Origin of the sequence: Massilia aurea, assembly GCF_024753205.1 — a bacterium.
Classification (GTDB): Bacteria; Pseudomonadota; Gammaproteobacteria; order Burkholderiales; family Burkholderiaceae_D; genus Telluria; species Telluria aurea.
On sequence record NZ_JANUGZ010000002.1, the window covers coordinates 119,833 to 137,794 of the forward strand.

Genomic DNA, 17,962 nt, shown 5'->3' on the forward strand with positions numbered 1-17,962 from the left:
AGAATGACGACACCAGACACCACGCTTGACATCACGAGCACCACCGGCGACACGCTGCAAAAATTCATCTTCGACAACGCCGCCGTGCGCGGCGAGCTGGTCGAAATTTCCGACACCTGGCGCGAGATCCAGGCCCGTCACGGCTATCCGAAAGCGGTGCGCTCGGTGCTGGGCGAAATGGTGGCCGCCTGCGCCCTGCTGTCGGCCAACCTCAAGTTCAACGGCTCGATCGTGATGCAGATTCACGGCGATGGCCCGGTGCGCCTGCTCGTCGTCGAATGCGACGCCGACCTGCGCATGCGCGCCACGGCCAAGCTGGCGCCGGACGTCGACGTCACCGACGACGCGACACTCGGCCAGCTGGTCAATGTGCAAGGCACGGGCCGCTTCGTGATCACGCTCGACCCGCTCGAAAAGATGCCGGGCCAGCAGCCTTACCAGGGCATCGTGCCGCTGGACGGCGACGACGTCGCCACCGTCATCGAAAACTACATGCTGCGCTCGGAACAGCTCGACACGCGCCTGTGGGTCGCGGCCGACGACAAGGTGGCGCGCGGCATGCTGCTGCAAAAGCTGCCACGTCACAGCGGCGCCGAAGACCAGACCAAGCAGGCATCCGAAGCGGAAGACCTGGAAACCTGGAACCGCGCTGCCGCGCTGGGCGGCACGCTCAAGCACGAAGAGCTGCTGTCGACCGACATCTCGACGCTGCTGCACCGCCTGTTCTGGGAAGAGACGATCCGCGTGTTCGATCCGATGCACCCGCAGTTCCACTGCAGCTGCAACCGCGAAAAGGTCGGCAACATGCTCAAGATGCTGGGCCAGCAGGAGGTGGAAACGGCGCTGGACGAGCTGGGCGAACTGGGCATCAACTGCGATTTCTGCGGCAAGCACTACTCGTTCGACAAGGTCGATTGCGCGCAGCTGTTTGCCGTCGATACCGCAGCCCAGACCTTGATTCCGCCGAGCGGCAGCACGCACTAAAGCAATGTCCTGAAGCGCCGTAGTCCATCAGGGCTGCGGCGCCATCCACACCAGATTCCACAGATGACCATCGAGGTCTTCGAATCCCTGGTCGACCATGAAACCGTGGTCTTCCAGCGGATGCGGAATACGGGCGCCCGCAGCGCGCGCCCGGGCGATCAGTCCTTCGAGTTCTTCGCGGCTCTCGCAACTCAGGCAAATAATCACCTCGTTGGCCTGATGCGCCGACGCCACGGGTTTATCGATCAGCGAAGCGAAGAAGGCCTCGGTCATCAGCATGGCGTGGATGCAGTCGTCGACGACGACCATGTAGGCCGTGTTGTCGCTACTGTATTGCGGCTTGAAGTGAAAGCCAAGGCCGGCAAAGAATGCCTTGGACCGGTCCAGATCGCTGACCGCAAGGTTGAAGATGACCTGATTGTTCATGATGGCTCCAGTCTGACAAACGATGGGATCACGCATCCATGCCACGCACCGTGGCGCACTTTCATCGACACACCCTCGAAGGTAGCAGCGTTGCGCGCCCCTGTATTGCCCCGATTTCAGGAATTCATGCGGACTTCGACTTTTTGCGCGAAGTGATAAGCTGATGTTTGTTTGATACTGTTGCATTTTCAGACAGTGGCACCAAATACATCTCACTGACTAATGGAGAAATACACATGAACATCGATATTGGCATCAACACCGAAGACCGCGCAAAAATCGTCGAATCGCTCTCGACCGTCCTGGCCGACAGCTACATGCTGTACCTGAAGACCCACAACTTCCACTGGAACGTGACCGGTCCGATGTTCCAGACCCTGCACGTGATGTTCCAGGAGCAGTACACCGAACTGTGGACCGCACTGGACGATATCGCCGAGCGTATCCGCGCACTGGGCCACTTCGCACCAGGCACCTACAAGCGTTATGTGGAACTGTCGACCATCACCGAAGAAACCGACGTGCCGTCGGCCAAAGAGATGATCCGTCAACTGGTCGAAGGCCAGGAAGCCGTGATCCGCACCGCGCGCGCTGCCGTGCGTATTGCTGACGAAATCGACGATTTCCCGACCGCCGACATGCTGTCGACCCGCATGGAAGTGCACGAGAAAAATGCATGGATGCTGCGCGCATTCCTGGAGCAAGGCGCAGGCCACGAGCAGGGCGACGCATCGTCGCAGTCGAAAGAGTAAGCATTAACGCGGCCTTTGCAGGCCGCTGTAGTCGCGCTCAATGAGTTAGCGTAGAAACGTCGTTCCAGCGAAGGCTGGAACCCAAGCACGTCGCGCAGCCGGTAACCTTAAAAGTAACTGGTCTGCATGCAAACTTGGGTTCCCGCCTTCGCGGGAACGACGTTTTTTTGTGTGCGTGGCGAAGCGTCTTACTTCCCGCCACTCATGTGCAGGTCGACGACCTTCATGATCTCGAGCGTGAGATCCATATCGAACTCCCCTGCCGTCATTGCCGCCTGCAGCGCGTCGCGCGGCATGCCCACGCTGGCAGCCAGTTCGCCCAGGGCGGGCGCTTGCGCCACTGCCTGCAGGGCTGCGGTAATCACGGCGCCATCGCCATCTTCGAACGCTTCGGCCAGGCAGTCTGCGATCGCGTCGAGCGAATCGAGGCTGGCGGGATCGATCGGGGTAGTTTCTTCGGTCATGTTGATAGGTTCAGTGTGCGGCAGCGCCGGTGGGCTTGGCGCCCGGTTTCGGCGGCGGTGGTGGTGGCGGCACGGTCATCGATTCGACCGGGATTTCATTCTTGCGCAGCACCTGCACGAAAATCTCGTTCTGCTTGATCATGCCCAGGTCGTAGCGCGCACGCTCTTCGACGGCGCCCGTACCTTCGGTCAGGTCATCGACTTCGGAATCGAGCTTGCTGTTGCGCGCGGCGAGCTGCTCGGTCTTGATGCGCGTGGTTTCAACCTGGTTCTGCATGTCGGCCACGGACAGCCAGCCGCCTTTGCCAAGCCAGAGGGGATACTGGATCAGCACGAGCAGAACGGCCAGGGCAATCGTGATCAGGCGCATGGTGAAAAACGAAGGAGATGAAAAAGCCGACGCGCGGGTGGGATGGTCCCATCCCGCGCGCCGGCCCCAGGGGATTACTTCAGGTTGTAGAACGCGTCACGGCCCGGGTAGCTGGCGATGTCGCCCAGGTCTTCCTCGATGCGCAGCAACTGGTTGTACTTGGCCATGCGGTCCGAACGCGACAGCGAACCGGTCTTGATCTGCAGCGCGTTCAGGCCCACCGCGATATCGGCGATGGTCGAATCTTCGGTTTCGCCCGAGCGGTGCGAGATCACGGCGGTGTAGCCGGCGCGCTTGGCCATCTCGATGGCGGCGAACGTTTCGGTCAGGGTGCCGATCTGGTTGATCTTGATGAGGATCGAGTTGGCGATGCCCTTCTGGATGCCCTCTTTCAGGATCTTGGTGTTGGTGACGAACAGGTCGTCGCCCACCAGCTGGACCTTCTTTCCCAGTGCGGCGGTCAGGGTAGCCCAGCCTTCCCAGTCGCCTTCGTGCATCGCGTCTTCGATCGAGATGATCGGGTACTTGTCGCACCAGGTCGCGAGCATGTTGGTGAAGTCGGCTGCCGACAGGCTCAGGCCGCCTTCGCCTTCCAGCACGTAACGGCCATCCTTGTAGAACTCGCTGGCGGCGCAATCGAGGCCCAGTGCGATATCCTGGCCGGCGACGTAGCCGGCCTGTTCGATCGCTTCCATGATCAGCTTGATGGCTTCTTCATGGTTGGCCACCGACGGGGCGAAACCGCCTTCGTCGCCGACTGCCGTGTTCAGGCCGCGCGCATGCAGGATTTTCTTGAGCGTGTGGAACACCTCGGCGCCGTAGCGGATGGCTTCCTTGAACGATGGGGCGCCGATCGGGATGATCATGAACTCCTGGATATCCAGGTTGTTGTCGGCGTGCGCGCCACCGTTGATGACGTTCATCATCGGCACCGGCATCTGCATCGCGCCCGAACCGCCGAAGTAGCGGTACAGCGGCAGGCCTGCTTCTTCAGCGGCGGCCTTGGCCACGGCCATCGACACGGCCAGCATGGCGTTGGCGCCCAGGCGGCTCTTGTTTTCGGTGCCGTCGAGATCGATCAGGGTGCGGTCCAGGAACGCTTGCTCGTTCGCGTCCAGGCCCATGATCGCTTCGGAGATCTCGGTGTTGATATTTTCGCAGGCTTGCAGCACGCCTTTGCCGAAGTAGCGCTTCGGATCGCCGTCACGCAGTTCGATCGCTTCGCGCGAGCCGGTCGATGCGCCTGACGGCACTGCCGCGCGGCCCATCACGCCCGATTCGAGCAGGACGTCGCATTCAACGGTAGGGTTACCGCGGGAATCCAGGATTTCGCGGCCGATGATATCAACGATAGCACTCATGTTTCTCAGTCTCCAGAAGGTAGGTAATCTTGGGGGGACCACCGTGCTCCGGGTCCCTCAGGGATACCCGCAACACGGTGCATCCAAACCTGAACGGTTACTTGAAGTCGAATTCCAGGAACGGCGACTTCTTGACGACGCGGTCGATCTCGACCAGGGTCGTCAGGAGCTCTTTCATGCGCGCCAGCGGCACCGCGTTCGGGCCATCCGACATCGCATTGGCCGGATCCGGGTGCGTTTCCATGAACAGGCCGGCAATGCCCGACGCCACGGCGGCGCGCGACAGCACAGGGATGTGCTCGCGCTGGCCGCCCGACGACGTGCCCTGCCCGCCCGGCAGCTGCACCGAGTGGGTCGCATCGAACACCACCGGGCAGTTCGATTCGCGCATGATGGCCAGGCCACGCATGTCCGACACCAGGTTGTTGTAGCCGAACGAGGCGCCGCGCTCGCAGGCCATGAAATTGTCTTCTTCGAGGCCGGCGTCGCGCGCAGCGGCGCGCGCCTTGTCGATGACGTTCTTCATGTCGCCCGGGGCCAGGAACTGGCCCTTCTTGATATTGACCGGCTTGCCCGAACGCGCGCAGGCGTTGATGAAGTCGGTCTGGCGGCACAGGAACGCCGGCGTTTGCAGCACGTCGACGATGCTCGCGACATGCGGGATCATCTCGGCATCGTGCACGTCGGTCAGCACCGGCACGCCGATTTCGCGGCGCACGTCGGCCAGGATCTCGAGGCCTTTCTCGATGCCGGGACCACGGAACGATTTGCCCGACGAGCGATTGGCCTTGTCGAACGACGATTTGTAGATGAACGGAATACCCAGTGCCGCGGTGATTTCCTTGAGCGTGCCCGCCGTGTCCATCGCCATCTGGCGCGATTCGATCACGCAGGTGCCGGCGATCAGAAAGATCGGGTGCTCGAGGCCGACGTCGAATCCGGCGAGTTTCATGCTGCGTCTCCTTGGAGTGCTGGTGCGGCCAGTTCAACGTTGGCGGCAGTGTTGGTGTTCGATGCCTGGTGCGCCAGGGCGGCCTTGATGAACGACGTGAACAGCGGGTGGCCGTTACGCGGCGTCGACTTGAACTCCGGGTGGAACTGCACGCCCATATACCATGGGTGCGAGTTCGCGCCGGTGCGTGGCAGTTCCATGATTTCGCACAGGTCTTCGTTCGGCGTACGTGCCGACACGGTCAGGCCAGCAGCCTCGACCTTTGGCAGGTAGTGGTTGTTGCCTTCGTAGCGGTGACGGTGACGCTCGGTGACGACGTTGCCGTAGATTTCGGCGGCCAGCGTACCCGGGTTGACAGCGCAGGTCTGCGCGCCCAGGCGCATCGTGCCGCCCAGGTTCGAGTTGGTGTCGCGCTTTTCGACCTTGCCGTCGTGGTTCTGCCACTCGGTGATCAGGGCCACGACCGGCTGGTCGGTTTCCGGATCGAATTCGGTCGAGTTGGCGTTGGCCAGGCCCGCCATATTGCGTGCGTACTCGATCAGCGCGACCTGCATACCGAGGCAAATGCCCAGGTACGGGATCTTGTTTTCGCGGGCATAGCGGGCAGCGGCGATCTTGCCTTCGACGCCGCGCTTGCCGAAGCCGCCCGGCACCAGGATCGCATCGTACTTGGCCAGGTGGTCGCAGCCACGGGTTTCGATTTCTTCGGAGTCGAGGTACTCGATGTTGACGCGGCTTTCGGTGTGGATGCCGGCGTGGCGCAGCGCTTCGGTCAGCGACTTGTACGACTCGATCAGGTCGACGTACTTGCCGACCATGCCGATCGTGACTTCGTGCTTCGGATTCTCGAGCGTGTGAATCAGCTTGGTCCACATCGACAGGTCGGCTTTTGGTGCTTCCAGGCCGAGTGCTTCGAGGATGATGTCATCCAGGCCTTGGTCGCACAGCACTTGCGGCACTTTGTAGATGGTGTCGACGTCCCACACCGAAATGACGGCCTGCTCTTCGACGTTGGCGAACAGCGAAATCTTGGCGCGTTCGTCGTCCGGGATCGGGCGGTCGGCGCGGCACAGCAGCGCGTTAGGCGAGATGCCGATTTCGCGCAGCTTCTGCACGCTGTGCTGGGTCGGCTTGGTCTTGAGTTCGCCGGCCGAGGCGATGAACGGCACGAGCGTCAGGTGCACGAAGGCGGCGCCCTTGCGGCCCGAACGCAGCGACAGCTGGCGGGCGGCTTCAAGGAACGGCAGCGACTCGATGTCGCCCACGGTGCCGCCGATTTCGACCAGCGCCACGTCGACGCCTTCGGCGCCGCGACGGATGTAATCCTGGATCTCGTTGGTGATGTGCGGGATCACCTGCACGGTCTTGCCGAGGTATTCGCCACGACGTTCCTTGCGGATCACCGATTCATAGATCTGACCCGTGGTGAAATTATTCACCTTTTTCATGCGGGTGCTGATGAAACGCTCGTAGTGGCCAAGGTCGAGGTCAGTCTCGGCGCCGTCGTCGGTGACGAACACTTCGCCGTGCTGGGTTGGACTCATGGTGCCCGGATCGACGTTGATGTACGGATCGAGCTTGAGCATGGTGACTTTGAGACCGCGGCTCTCGAGGATTGCGGCGAGGGAGGCGGCTGCAATCCCTTTGCCCAGGGAAGAGACGACGCCGCCAGTGACGAATACGAATTTGGTCATTGTGCTGATGGTGCCGAACGGCACACGCGGGAAATAGAAATTATACCTTAAAGCGGCAAATATCGCCTCATATCAAGGCGTTAACTTCTCTGGCAAGACTGTCGCTGGCCGATCACAAAATCACGAATAACCACCCATTCTGAGTGCTTTTTTGTTTCAGTTGGGCAATAATCGGAGCCAGTAACGTCAAGCTTCAAGTCAATGGCATACCGGTCAACATAGCCGCTTGTTACCTTTTCGCCGGTGCCGGACAGCACCACATTCACACATTTCACGCAGATCACACATGGGCAACTTTATCAAACTCAATATCGGCACGCGACTGGCAGCCGGGTTCGCGCTGACCCTCATGATGACGGTCATTATCGCGACCGTCGGCGTCTGGCGGCTGAACCAGGTCGCGCAGGAAACGCAAATCATTCTGGCCGAGCCACTGGCGAAAGAACGCATGATCGCCGAGTGGTACACGCAGATTTTTGCCGCCGTGCGCCGCACCGCCGCCATCGTCAAGAGCAGCGATGGCTCGCTGACCGCCTACTTCAAGGAAGACGCGGCCGCCACCGGCAAGCTGTCGGCCGATCTGGTCAAGAAGATCGAACCGTTGATCAGCGGTGACGAAGAAACGGCCCTGTTCAAGTCGGTGATGGAGCACCGCACCGCTTACAGCAAGGCGCGCGACGGCGCCATCAAGGCCAAGGCCGATGGCAATACCGAACTGGCTGAACAGATCCTGAACCAGCAATTCACGCCGGCCGCCAAGGCGTATGAAGAGCGCGTCCATGACCTAGTCAACCTGCAACAGAAACATATCAGCGACAGCGCGGCAATGATTGCCGGCACTGCCGCACGTGGCAAGGTCGTCATCGGCTCGCTGGCAGCCGGCGCCCTGCTGCTGGGTGGCGTCTTCGCCTGGCTGCTGACCCGTTCGATCACCCGGCCGCTGCGCCGCGCCGTGCAGGCTGCCGAACAAGTCGCCGCTGGCGACCTGACCGTACGCATCGACAGCAGCGCCAGCGATGAAACCGGCGCCCTGCTGCGCGCGCTGGGCAATATGAATGCCAGCCTGGCCAAGATCGTCGACGAAGTGCGTACCGGCACCCAGACCATCAGCGGCGCCTCAGGCGAAATCGCCGCCGGCAGTTTCGACCTGTCGAGCCGCACCGAACAGCAGGCCGCCGCGCTGGAAGAAACCGCCGCCTCGATGGAAGAACTGACGGGCACCGTGCGCCAGAACGCCGACAATGCGCGCCAGGCCAACCAGCTGGCGATCGCCGCCTCGAGCGTCGCGACGCAGGCCGGCGCCTCGGTCGACCAGGTCGTCGCCACGATGGGCTCGATCAACGAGTCGTCGCGCAAAATCGTCGACATCATCAGCGTCATCGACGGCATCGCGTTCCAGACCAATATTCTGGCCCTGAACGCTGCCGTTGAAGCAGCGCGCGCCGGCGAGCAGGGCCGTGGCTTTGCCGTCGTGGCGTCCGAAGTGCGCACGCTGGCGCAGCGTTCGGCGGCGGCGGCCAAGGAAATCAAGGGCCTCATTGGCGACTCGGTCGACAAAGTCGACACCGGCACCAAACTGGTCGACCAGACCGGCGCGACGATGCGCGAAGTGGTGGACTCGATCCGCCGCGTGACGGACATCATGGGCGAGATCTCGTCGGCCAGCCAGGAGCAGATCACCGGCATCGACCAGGTCAACCAGGCCATGGGCCAGATGGACAACGCGACCCAGCAGAACGCCGCACTGGTCGAAGAAGCCACTGCCGCCACCGCGTCGCTGCAGGATCAGGCCAAGCGCCTGGCGCAGGTGGTCGATGTGTTCAAGCTCGATGCCGCGCACACGACCCCGGTCGTGGTGAGCGCGCCCGTCAAGCGTCCGCCACCGGCACGCCCGGCGCTGAGCAAGCCGGTGCCGCGTGCGGCGGCCAAGCCTGCTGTGGTGTCTGCTGCGGTGCCTGCTGCTACGCCTGCCGAAGAGCCAGTCAGCAAGTCCGCTAAAAAGCAGGCAACGAAACCAGCCAGCAAGCCGACCGTCAAGCCAACGAGCAAGCCGGTCGCCACGACCAAGATGAATGAAGCGGAATGGGAAGAGTTTTAAGCTTCCAGCTGCTGCCAGCAAAAACCGCCGTCCCCGCTCCGGGCACGGCGGTTTTTTGCATTCTGATCGTATCTTTCAACAACGTCGCACATCCGCACGAAATTCACTAACAAGTTAACACATTTGTGCAAATGTGATACTATTTGACAAGATCAACTCCGGTCTTACGCAATGGCGCGGTCACGTGTCGCTGCTTGCCGTTCCCACGGCATGTCACGGGCATCCTTGCCCTGAGTTCCTCTCCGGAACTGCCCAATTACGCGCCCCCGCTGCGCGCACTTCGCCCCTTCCGGGTCGCCCATCGCGTTCACGAACGCCACGATTTTGCAGGTGCTAATTTGTCTCCAACAAAAAACCGCATGCCAACGGCATCGCCACATCTCCCCTCTTCCCAACCGGACATCCTCGACAGGCTGTGCGACAAGCTCGGGATTCCCCGCTCACTGCTGTGGGGCTTCGTCGGCCTGCTGGTCTTCATGATCGGCGATGGCGTCGAGCTTGGTTATCTGGCGCCTTACCTGGCCCAGAAAAACATGGTTGAAGCCGACATTGCGGTCCTGTTCACCGTGTATGGCGTGACGGTGGCAATCGGTTCCTGGTGTGCCGGTGCGCTGTCGAATATCTGGGGGCCGAAGAAAGTCATGCTGATCGGCGCCGGTATCTGGGTCGTGTTCCAGGTGGTGTTCCTGACATTCGGCGTCGGCCAGATGAGCTATCCGATGATGTTGGCCGGCTACGCTCTGCGCGGCTTCGGCTATCCGCTGTTTGCCTACGGCTTCCTGGTCTGGATCGTGGCCGCCACGCCGGCCAAGAAGCTGGGCCTGGCGATGGGCTGGTTCTGGGTGGCCTATGCGGCTGGCCTGCCGACCCTCGGCGCTTTAGTCGCCAGTTTCTCGGTACCGCTGATCGGCGCGCTGGCCACGTTCTGGCTGTCGCTGGTTCTGGTGATTGCCGGCGCCGCGCTGGCCCTGCTGTGCGTGAAGGATGCCGCTGGCACGAAGCGCCTGGCGCCAGTCGGTGAAAAACCATTGACGTCACTGATGGGCAGCGTCTCGATCATGTGGGAAGAACCGAAGACCTCGCTCAGCGGCGTGGTGCGCACTATCAATACCGCATCGATGTTCGGTTTCTTCATCGTGCTGCCGGGCTTCTTCATGGAGGTGATCGGCTTCACGCTGGAGCAGTGGCTGCGCCTGGTCACCGTCATCTTTGTCGCCAATATTGCCGGCAACATCATCTCGAGCCGCCTGGCCACCCGCTTTGGCCTCCGCAACACGGTGATCTGGATGGGCGCCGTCGGCAGCGCCATCACGACGCCGCTGTTCTTCTACATGCCGCAGCTGTTCATCGGTAACTTCTACATCGCCGCGCTGTTCGGTGCGATGTACGGCATGACGCTGGGCGGCTTCGTGCCCCTGTCAGCGCTGATGCCGCTCTTGGTGCCAAAAAACCGCGCCGCCGCTTTGTCGGTGCTGAGCCTGGGCGCGGGTGCATCGACCTGGGTCGGGCCGGCCATTGTTGCCATCTTCAGCGCGTCGCTGGGCGTGGCGGGGATCATCTGGATCTTTGCCGGGCTGTATGCGCTTAGTGCGTTCCTGATGATTCCGCTGCGCGATCCGGAAGAACTGCGTGACGAGAAGACCGCCAAACGCGCGGCGACGCAGGTGGCATCGGTTTCAGCCGCACCCGCGCACTGACAGGATCAGACCCCAACGCGGTCAGGCATTACTGGCCGCGTTCTCATACCGCGCGAATTCGGCATGGTGAGCTACATGCTGTGCATCAAACGGTTCCCAGTAGTCGGCGTGCCGGCGGCGCAGTTGCGCCAGGTCCGGCGCAAAATCCAGGGCAGCCGCCGACCGCGCCAGGGCCTCGTCAGCCTGGCGCTGCGCCACGGCGCGCAGATGCGGATCGCCGCAGCGACCCAGCTCGCCGCACACCCACTGCAGGTGCAGCGCAATTTCCAGCACTCCGGCGCCATCGCGGGCCAGCGGCGGGAAGATATCGTTGAACATGTCGTCCAGCGACAGCGGCGGCACCTCGACGCGGTCATGGTCCGGCTCTACGCCGAAATCGGGATGGGTCCATGCATCGAAGATCCGGTAGACCGCGTTGAGCACGACGATGGCGGTGCCCGGATCGTTGATACCGGGGGACAGCGCGCGGCTGCCGATTTCGGTCAGCACGACCAGCCCGAAGCCCGGGTCTTCGTCGAACTGGCGCAGGGGTCCGATGGTAAATGCCTTGGCGATCAGGTCCGGTTCGATCGTGCCAGCGTCTTGCCCATCGGGCAGCACGTAACCGATGGGGCGCGAGCAGACGATCAGCGCGCCGGGTGCAACCGCCAGCGTGATGCGCAGCTTGCGTTCGGCGGCAATGCGCTGCAGGGCATCCATGTCCACCCGCTGCAGGTAGCCGCTCGCCAAGCTGTGAAAGGCCAGGCCGGCCGGTGGCCCGAAGGCCACCATGCCGCCCATGCAAGGCAGCCGGGTGCGGCGCGCCATCGCTTCGGCGGCCGCACGTTCGACCCTGGCAATGACGGCGCCCAGGCGCCCCAGGCGGGCGATGCTGTCGACCCAGCGCACGAACACGAGCACGACGATCACCAGCGTGAGCAGGGTCAACACGAACAGGGTGAAGCGGCCTGGCTTGCCAAAGTAATCGTTGGTCGTTGCACTCAGGCCGATGATGGCGAAGATGAAGGCGCCGACAAAGATCGACAGCGCGTTCTGCGAAACGTCATCGGCGATCACGAGCGGAAACGCGCGCTCGGTGGCCGACTGCCCGGTCGACGCATACGCGGCCACCATCGACGCGACGGCAAACGTCGCGACGCCCAGCATGCTGGCGGCGATCACCTTGAGCAGGTCGACGATCGAGCCTTGCGCGATTTCCGGCACCTTCCAGTCGATCGGGATGCTGTCGACCAGGTGCGCCAGCGCCACGCCGGCAACGGATAAAACGCAGGCGATCATGGGCTTGACCCACAGGCGCTCGCGCAGGCGGTTCATCAGAAATTGCATTCGGGCCGGCAGGATCATGGTGGTCAGTCAACTCCTCTAGTCAAAGCGTGTCGTCGCAGGTTGCCCCGGCAGTGTAGAGCAATGATCAAAACCACCATATTTCAGTACGGCTCGTTGGCACGTTGCGGTGTGTTGACACGCCATCAAGGCAGCGCCATACTTGCCCGATGTTAGCGTTATCACTTAATGCTGGCATCACTATAAAAATATCTGGAGACAATCAATGTTCAAGCGCGGGCCTGAGACACCTGTGGCGACGGGCGGCAACCTCGCCTGGCGAGAAAAGATCAGCTATGGCGTGGCCGACATGGGCTTCAATTTTTATTGGGCCAATATCGCCACCTTCCTGCTGATCTTTTATACCGACACTTTCGGGATCTCGGCGGCGCAGGCGGCCACCCTGCTCGCCTCGATCAAGCTGATCAACGCCTTCACCGACCCCGTGATCGGCGCCTTTGCCGACCGCACCAATACCCGCTTCGGCAAGTTCCGCCCCTACCTGATCTGGATGTCGATCCCCCTTGGCGCAGCAGCCGTGCTTACCTACACCACGCCCGACCTGGACGCCAACGGCAAGCTGCTGTGGGCCTACGGCAGTTATCTGGCGATGATGGTCTGTTACACCTGCGTGAACATTCCCTACAACGCGCTCTCCGGCGTGATCTCGAACGACCCGCAGGAGCGCTCGACGATCAACGGCCTGCGCTTCATCTTTGCCTTCGCCGGCAGCACGCTCGTCACAGCCGCCACACCGGCGATGGTGGCATGGCTCGGCGCCGGTGACGACGTGCGTGGCTGGCAGCTGACCATGCTTGCATGGAGCGTGGCGGCATCGGTCATGTTCCTGATTACCTTTCTCAATACCCGTGAGCGCGTGCTGCCCCCGCCCGGCCAGAAGAACGACGTCTGGCGCGACATCCGCGACCTGGCGTCCAACCGGCCCTGGGTCGTGCTGTTCGTGCTGGCCCTGGTGATCATGGTGACGATCACGCTGCGCACCACGACCTCGGCCTACTACTTCAAGTACGTCGTGGGCCGCCCCGAGCTGATGGCGACTTTCGTGCCGACCTATATGGTGTTTGCCGCCGTCGGCGCGGCCTGCACGCCGCTGCTTACGCGCTTCATCGACAAGAAGCTGTTGATGATCCTGTTGATGAGCTGCACCGCCGTGCTGTCGTCGCTGTTCTTCCTGATCCCGGCCGACCGGATCGACCTGATGTTCGTGCTGCAGGCGGGCCTGGGCTTCGTGCTCGGGCCCAAGTCGCCGCTGGCGTTCTCGATGTATGCCGATACCGCCGACTACAACGAATGGCGCACCGGCCGGCGCGCCACCGCGATGACCTTCGCCGCCGCGACCTTCTCGCAAAAGCTCGGCACCGCGGTGGCGGTCAGCGTCATCGGCGCCGTCTTTACCTGGCTCGGCTACGTGCCCAACGCGGCGCAGAGCGTCGGCTCGCAGGCCGGCATCGTCTGGCTGATGTCGTTCGTGCCGGCCGCCTTTGCGCTGGTGGCCGTGCTGGTGATGTGCTTGTATAACCTCGACGCCAAGGCCCTGGCGCGCATGGGCGCCGAACTGGCCGCGCGCAAGGCGGCGCCATGATTCCAATGGAGATTGCCCCGATGCTGTACCCGCAAGACGACCGCTATGTGCTCACCAGCCCGACCGCCATGCCGCAGGCAGGCGGCTTCCTGTGGAACCGCAGGATGATGATCCAGACGACCTGCCGCGGCTACGCCACCGCGCAGTTCATGCAGCCCGAACCCGGCAAGTACTCGCACGGCCCGAACATGGAAGCAAAATCGTTCATGCAGCCGGAGCAGAATTACTATGCCCACCATCCGGGCCGCTTCGTGTACGTGAAGGACGAAGACACGGGCGAGCTGTTCTCGGCGCCGTATGAACCGGTGCGCGGCGGCCTTGATCGCTATGCGTTCTCGGTCGGGCGCACCGACCTGCAATGGACGATCGAAAAGCTCGGCATCCGCATCGATCTGACGCTCGCGCTGCCGGTCGACGACGTGGCCGAACTGTGGACCGTGGCCGTCACCAATTTGTCGGAGCGCCCGCGCCGCATCAGCATCTACCCGTACTTCACGGTCGGCTACATGTCGTGGATGAACCAGTCGGCCGAGTACCGGCACGACCTGGGCGGCATCGTCGCAACCTGCATCACGCCGTACCAGAAGCTGGATGACTTTTTCAAGAACCGCCTGCTGAAAGACCGCACGGTGCTGCTGTGCGAGCAAGCACCCGATGCCTGGGAAACCGGGCAAAAAGTGTTCGAAGGCGAAGGCGGCCTGCATGCGCCATCGACGCTGACGCCCGCGCTGCTGCCCTGCGGCGACGCGCGCTACGAAACGCCAGCCGCCGTCGTCCAGTACCGCCTGACCCTGGAGCCCGGCGAGGCTGCCACGCGCCGCTTGCTGTTTGGCCCGGCGTTCGATGACGCCGAGATTGCCCAGCTGCGCCAGCGCTACCTGAGCGAAGAAGGCTTCGCCAGCGCCGCCCGCGACTACGCCGCCTACATCGCCGAGGGCGACGGTGTGCTGCAGATCGCCACGCCTGACCCCGAGCTGGATAATTTCGTCAACACGTGGCTGGCGCGCCAGGTGTATTACCACGGCGACGTCAATCGTCTCAGCACCGACCCGCAGACCCGCAACTACCTGCAGGACAATATGGGCATGGTGTTCGTCAAGCCGGCCGCTGCCCGTGCTGCCTTCCTGCACGCGCTGAGCCAGCAGGAAGAAAATGGCGCCATGCCGGACGGTATCCTGCTGTTCGAAGGCGCTGAACTCAAATACATCAACCAGATCCCGCACACCGACCACTGCGTCTGGCTGCCGGTATGCCTGCAAGCCTATCTCGATGAAACAGGCGACGCGGCCATCCTTGACATGCCGGTCCCCGCGCACGGCGGCGACGTCAAATCTGCGTTCGAGCGCATCTGCCTGGCGATGGACTGGCTGCTGGAGCGCCGCGATGCACGGGGCCTCTCCTACATCGAACAGGGCGACTGGTGCGATCCGATGAACATGGTCGGCTACAAGGGCCGCGGTGTCTCGGGCTGGCTGACTGTGGCGGCAGCGTACGCGCTGAACCTGTGGGCCGATGTCTGCGCCGCGCGCGATGATGAGGCGATGCAGGCGCGCTACCGCGATGGCGCAGCGGCCATGAACGCCTCTGCCAACGCGCACCTGTGGGATGGCAGCTGGTTCGCACGCGGCATCACCGACGACGACGTCAAGTTTGGCGTCGCGGCCGATACCGAAGGCCGCATCTACCTGAACCCGCAAAGCTGGGCATTTTTGTCGGGCGCCGCAAACGACGCGCAGCGCGCACAGATGCTGCCCGAGATCGACGCACAACTGAAGACACCCTACGGCGTGCAAATGTTCGCCCCGCCCTACAGCGCCATGCGCGAAGACATCGGCCGCGTCACGCAAAAGCATCCCGGCTCGGCCGAGAATGGTGCAGTCTACAACCACGCCGCCGTGTTCTACATCTTCAGCCTGTACACGATCGGCGAGTCCGACCGCGCCTTCGACGCGCTGCGCAAGATGATTCCCGGCCCGGACCTGGCCGACTATCTGCAGCGCGGCCAGTTGCCGGTATTCATCCCCAACTACTACCGCGGCGCGTACCACGAGTACCCGCGCACCGCCGGGCGCTCGAGCCAGTTGTTCAACACGGGCACCGTGGCCTGGGTGTATCGCTGCCTGATCGAAGGCCTGTGTGGCTTGAAGGGTGATGCGAATGGCTTGACGGTCAATCCGCAACTGCCATCCGGCTGGCCCGGCATGACGGTCACGCGGCGCTTCCGCGGTGCGACGTTCGAGGTGGATATCCGGCGCGGCGCGGTCGATCGCGTGACGGTGACGTGCGACGGCGTCGAACTGGCTGCGGCCCGCATCGACAAGATCGACGCGGGCCGCAGGTATCGCCTGCAGGTGCTGGTGCCCTAGATCACTGCATCGTGTAGGTCTGCTGCGTCGTATCGACGGCAGCGTTGCGCGCCGTGTCCCAGTACGTGACGGTGTAGCGCACCACGTTGCCGATCGCCAGACCGCCCGCCGTGAAGGTGTTCACGCCATTGGCCAGCTGCATGCGCACGTTCTGCTGCGGCCCGTTGTTGACCGTGTAGTGCACGTCGGCCCAGCTGCCGGTGGTGGTGCGGAACTGCAGCATCGTCGATGACGTCTGGCTCACCGATGTCGGCCCGGTCTGCGCTGGCGGCGTCGTGGTGCCGCCACCGCCCGACTCCCAGACGATATCGTCGAGCGCGAACTGGAAGCTGGATGTGGGCAGACTGCCGTCGATACTCGAGATCATGAAGATGTCGTACAGCGACTGCGCCGCCACCAGGGGCCCGAGCAGCGTCGACACCGGGATCGATGCCTGCGCCCACCCACCGTTGCGCACGAGGCCATAGGCAGTGGTGTTGGCCGGGAAGTTCACCCAGTTCTGGTTGGTGAACGTGTCGCCCACCCCGATCCGGAAGCCCACGTTGGCGGGGATCTTGATGCGAAACTTGACCGTGCCGTTGGTGCGGTAGTTCGACAGGTCGCGCACCTGACGCGCCTGGATGCCGCCGCCGAACCACTGGCCGGGCGCCGTGTAGTTCCAGGCGATGACGTTGCTGCCTTCGTACGGCGCCGTGTTGCCGGCGCCGCTGGACGCGGCATTCCACAGGAAGATGTCGGAACTGGTGCCCGCTACCAGCTTGGCAGTGACCGCCGTGTTATCGGTGAAGATGCCGAACTTGCCCGCCACTTCGGGCGCGCTCTGGTTGCCCAGCTTGACCTGCCCCTTGCCATCGAGCTGGTACACGCGCACATAGTCGACATACATCGTGCCCGGCAGCGGCGCCGTGACCTGGCTGGCATTGGCCGCATCGGTGAAGTTGCCGCCCACGGCCATGTTCAGCAGCAGGTAGAACGGCGCCTGCAGCGCGCTCGAATTGACCGGCAGCGGCGCGTTGTACAGATTGTGTTCGACGCCGTTGTCGACGACCGAGAAGCGCATTTCGCTCTCGGTCCAGTAGAAGCGGTAGGTGACGAAACGGTTTGCCAGCGACGTGGTCGGCACGTGCCAGTTATCGGTCTGCCACGCGGTCGATGCGGCGCAGCTCTCGTTGCCGGACACGCAGGCAGCCTGCTGCCAGGTGATCACGTTGGCACCGACGAAGTGGTTGGACGACGGCGCCCCGCCTTCGGCCCGCGCCGCGGCCTTGTGTCCCATCTCCATCATGTCGATCTCGCCGTTGCGCGGCCAGGTCTGCGGGCTCACGCCCAGCAGCCAGGCAGCGGGCCACAGGCCGGTGCCCAGGTTCGGCGTGGCCATGCGCACCTCGATCATCCCGTACTGCACCTGCACCTTGTTGCGCGAGTCGAGCCGCGCCGACGTGAACAGATTGCTGCCCACGGTCTGGCTGCGCGCCTGGATCGCCAGCGCGCGCGTGCCCGATTCGAACGGCACGTTGGCGATGGTGGCGTTGTTGGGGCTGTAGTACTGCAGCTCGGCGTTGCCGTAGCCGCACAGGCCGATCTGGCAACCGTTCCCGTCCTGCAGGTTCCAGACGCCGGTATTCACGCTGGTGCCATTGAACTCTTCGGACCACAGCAGCTGGCCGATGACGGGGTTGGTAACGCTGGCGGTGGCTTGCGCGCTCCACGACAGCGCGAGGCCGGCGACAAGCATCTGGAAAGGCTTCCATTTGGAGCGGTATTGCTGGTGTAGGTGACTCACGTTGACTCCTCTTTTCTCACGACAAGAAAATGTGGCCGTGCCGGATTGCCGTGCCACACGCCGCCAACTTTGCGTTGGTCTCGAATGGT

Annotated in this window: 14 protein-coding genes; 6 read left to right on the plus strand and 8 right to left on the minus strand. The window is 62.9% G+C overall.

Translation table 11 applies throughout. The annotated features are described in order from the left end of the window. The first annotated feature begins 3 nt into the window (after positions 1-3). Complete coding sequence (hslO, locus tag NX775_RS06195; protein ID WP_258835202.1) at positions 4-984, plus strand: Hsp33 family molecular chaperone HslO; 981 nt, start codon at positions 4-6, stop codon at positions 982-984. 27 nt (positions 985-1,011) lie between these two features. On the opposite strand, the gene NX775_RS06200 is transcribed toward hslO, so the two are convergent. After that, positions 1,012-1,410: a VOC family protein gene (locus NX775_RS06200; protein ID WP_258835203.1), complete on the minus strand. Its 399-nt coding sequence runs from the start codon at positions 1,408-1,410 to the stop codon at positions 1,012-1,014. A 236-nt stretch (positions 1,411-1,646) separates the two neighbouring features. Here NX775_RS06200 and NX775_RS06205 point away from each other — a divergent pair, with 236 nt between their 5' ends. Further along, positions 1,647-2,162 carry a Dps family protein gene (locus tag NX775_RS06205; RefSeq protein ID WP_183555578.1) on the plus strand — a complete coding sequence of 172 codons (516 nt, stop codon included), beginning with the start codon at positions 1,647-1,649 and terminating at the stop codon, positions 2,160-2,162. Between the two features lie 188 nt (positions 2,163-2,350). On the opposite strand, the gene NX775_RS06210 is transcribed toward NX775_RS06205, so the two are convergent. From NX775_RS06210 to pyrG, 5 genes are all read right to left on the minus strand, one after another. Continuing rightward, positions 2,351-2,626: a helix-turn-helix domain-containing transcriptional regulator gene (locus tag NX775_RS06210; RefSeq protein ID WP_258835204.1), complete on the minus strand. Its 276-nt coding sequence runs from the start codon at positions 2,624-2,626 to the stop codon at positions 2,351-2,353. A gap of 10 nt (positions 2,627-2,636) precedes the next feature. Further along, a complete protein-coding gene (gene ftsB, locus NX775_RS06215) occupies positions 2,637-2,996 on the minus strand; it encodes a cell division protein FtsB (protein ID WP_258835205.1) in 360 nt (119 codons plus the stop codon). A gap of 74 nt (positions 2,997-3,070) precedes the next feature. Further along, entirely contained in the window at positions 3,071-4,357 is a 1,287-nt protein-coding gene (eno, locus tag NX775_RS06220; RefSeq protein ID WP_258835206.1) for a phosphopyruvate hydratase, read from the minus strand. Between the two features lie 97 nt (positions 4,358-4,454). Next, positions 4,455-5,309: a 3-deoxy-8-phosphooctulonate synthase gene (gene kdsA / locus NX775_RS06225; protein WP_183555582.1), complete on the minus strand. Its 855-nt coding sequence runs from the start codon at positions 5,307-5,309 to the stop codon at positions 4,455-4,457. Next, the gene (gene pyrG, locus NX775_RS06230; RefSeq protein WP_258835207.1) at positions 5,306-7,003 is read right to left on the minus strand and encodes a CTP synthase; all 1,698 of its coding nucleotides are present in this window, start codon (positions 7,001-7,003) and stop codon (positions 5,306-5,308) included. Before pyrG ends, kdsA begins: the two co-directional genes overlap by 4 nt. 286 nt (positions 7,004-7,289) lie before the next feature. On the opposite strand from pyrG, the gene NX775_RS06235 reads away from it, so the two are divergent. Both NX775_RS06235 and NX775_RS06240 read left to right on the plus strand, forming a co-directional pair. Beyond that, positions 7,290-9,101, plus strand: a complete 1,812-nt coding sequence (locus tag NX775_RS06235) for a methyl-accepting chemotaxis protein (RefSeq protein ID WP_258835208.1) — start codon at positions 7,290-7,292, stop codon at positions 9,099-9,101. 359 nt (positions 9,102-9,460) lie between these two features. Continuing rightward, the gene (locus tag NX775_RS06240) at positions 9,461-10,798 is read left to right on the plus strand and encodes an MFS transporter (protein ID WP_258835209.1); all 1,338 of its coding nucleotides are present in this window, start codon (positions 9,461-9,463) and stop codon (positions 10,796-10,798) included. Between the two features lie 21 nt (positions 10,799-10,819). Here NX775_RS06240 and NX775_RS06245 read toward each other — a convergent pair whose 3' ends face one another. Continuing rightward, on the minus strand, positions 10,820-12,112 hold the full coding sequence (locus NX775_RS06245; protein ID WP_258835210.1) for a DUF2254 domain-containing protein: 1,293 nt from the start codon (positions 12,110-12,112) through the stop codon (positions 10,820-10,822). A 235-nt stretch (positions 12,113-12,347) separates the two neighbouring features. Between NX775_RS06245 and NX775_RS06250 the strand changes: the two genes are divergently transcribed. Beyond that, a complete protein-coding gene (locus NX775_RS06250; RefSeq protein WP_258835211.1) occupies positions 12,348-13,724 on the plus strand; it encodes an MFS transporter in 1,377 nt (458 codons plus the stop codon). Beyond that, positions 13,721-16,090, plus strand: coding sequence for a GH36-type glycosyl hydrolase domain-containing protein (locus NX775_RS06255; RefSeq protein ID WP_258835212.1), 2,370 nt, complete (start codon positions 13,721-13,723; stop codon positions 16,088-16,090). The genes NX775_RS06250 and NX775_RS06255 overlap by 4 nt, the downstream gene beginning before the upstream one ends. 1 nt (position 16,091) lies before the next feature. Here the strand turns inward: NX775_RS06255 and NX775_RS06260 are convergent, their stop codons facing one another. Further along, positions 16,092-17,873, minus strand: coding sequence for a glycoside hydrolase family 16 protein (locus tag NX775_RS06260; RefSeq protein ID WP_258835213.1), 1,782 nt, complete (start codon positions 17,871-17,873; stop codon positions 16,092-16,094). Positions 17,874-17,962: the final 89 nt, after the last annotated feature.

Coding starts and splice junctions, on each gene's coding strand:
- hslO (WP_258835202.1), top strand. CDS start 4: ATGACGACACCAGACACCACGCTTGACATCACGAGCACCACCGGCGAC.
- NX775_RS06200 (WP_258835203.1), bottom strand. CDS start 1,410: ATGAACAATCAGGTCATCTTCAACCTTGCGGTCAGCGATCTGGACCGG.
- NX775_RS06205 (WP_183555578.1), top strand. CDS start 1,647: ATGAACATCGATATTGGCATCAACACCGAAGACCGCGCAAAAATCGTC.
- NX775_RS06210 (WP_258835204.1), bottom strand. CDS start 2,626: ATGACCGAAGAAACTACCCCGATCGATCCCGCCAGCCTCGATTCGCTC.
- ftsB (WP_258835205.1), bottom strand. CDS start 2,996: ATGCGCCTGATCACGATTGCCCTGGCCGTTCTGCTCGTGCTGATCCAG.
- eno (WP_258835206.1), bottom strand. CDS start 4,357: ATGAGTGCTATCGTTGATATCATCGGCCGCGAAATCCTGGATTCCCGC.
- kdsA (WP_183555582.1), bottom strand. CDS start 5,309: ATGAAACTCGCCGGATTCGACGTCGGCCTCGAGCACCCGATCTTTCTG.
- pyrG (WP_258835207.1), bottom strand. CDS start 7,003: ATGACCAAATTCGTATTCGTCACTGGCGGCGTCGTCTCTTCCCTGGGC.
- NX775_RS06235 (WP_258835208.1), top strand. CDS start 7,290: ATGGGCAACTTTATCAAACTCAATATCGGCACGCGACTGGCAGCCGGG.
- NX775_RS06240 (WP_258835209.1), top strand. CDS start 9,461: ATGCCAACGGCATCGCCACATCTCCCCTCTTCCCAACCGGACATCCTC.
- NX775_RS06245 (WP_258835210.1), bottom strand. CDS start 12,112: ATGAACCGCCTGCGCGAGCGCCTGTGGGTCAAGCCCATGATCGCCTGC.
- NX775_RS06250 (WP_258835211.1), top strand. CDS start 12,348: ATGTTCAAGCGCGGGCCTGAGACACCTGTGGCGACGGGCGGCAACCTC.
- NX775_RS06255 (WP_258835212.1), top strand. CDS start 13,721: ATGATTCCAATGGAGATTGCCCCGATGCTGTACCCGCAAGACGACCGC.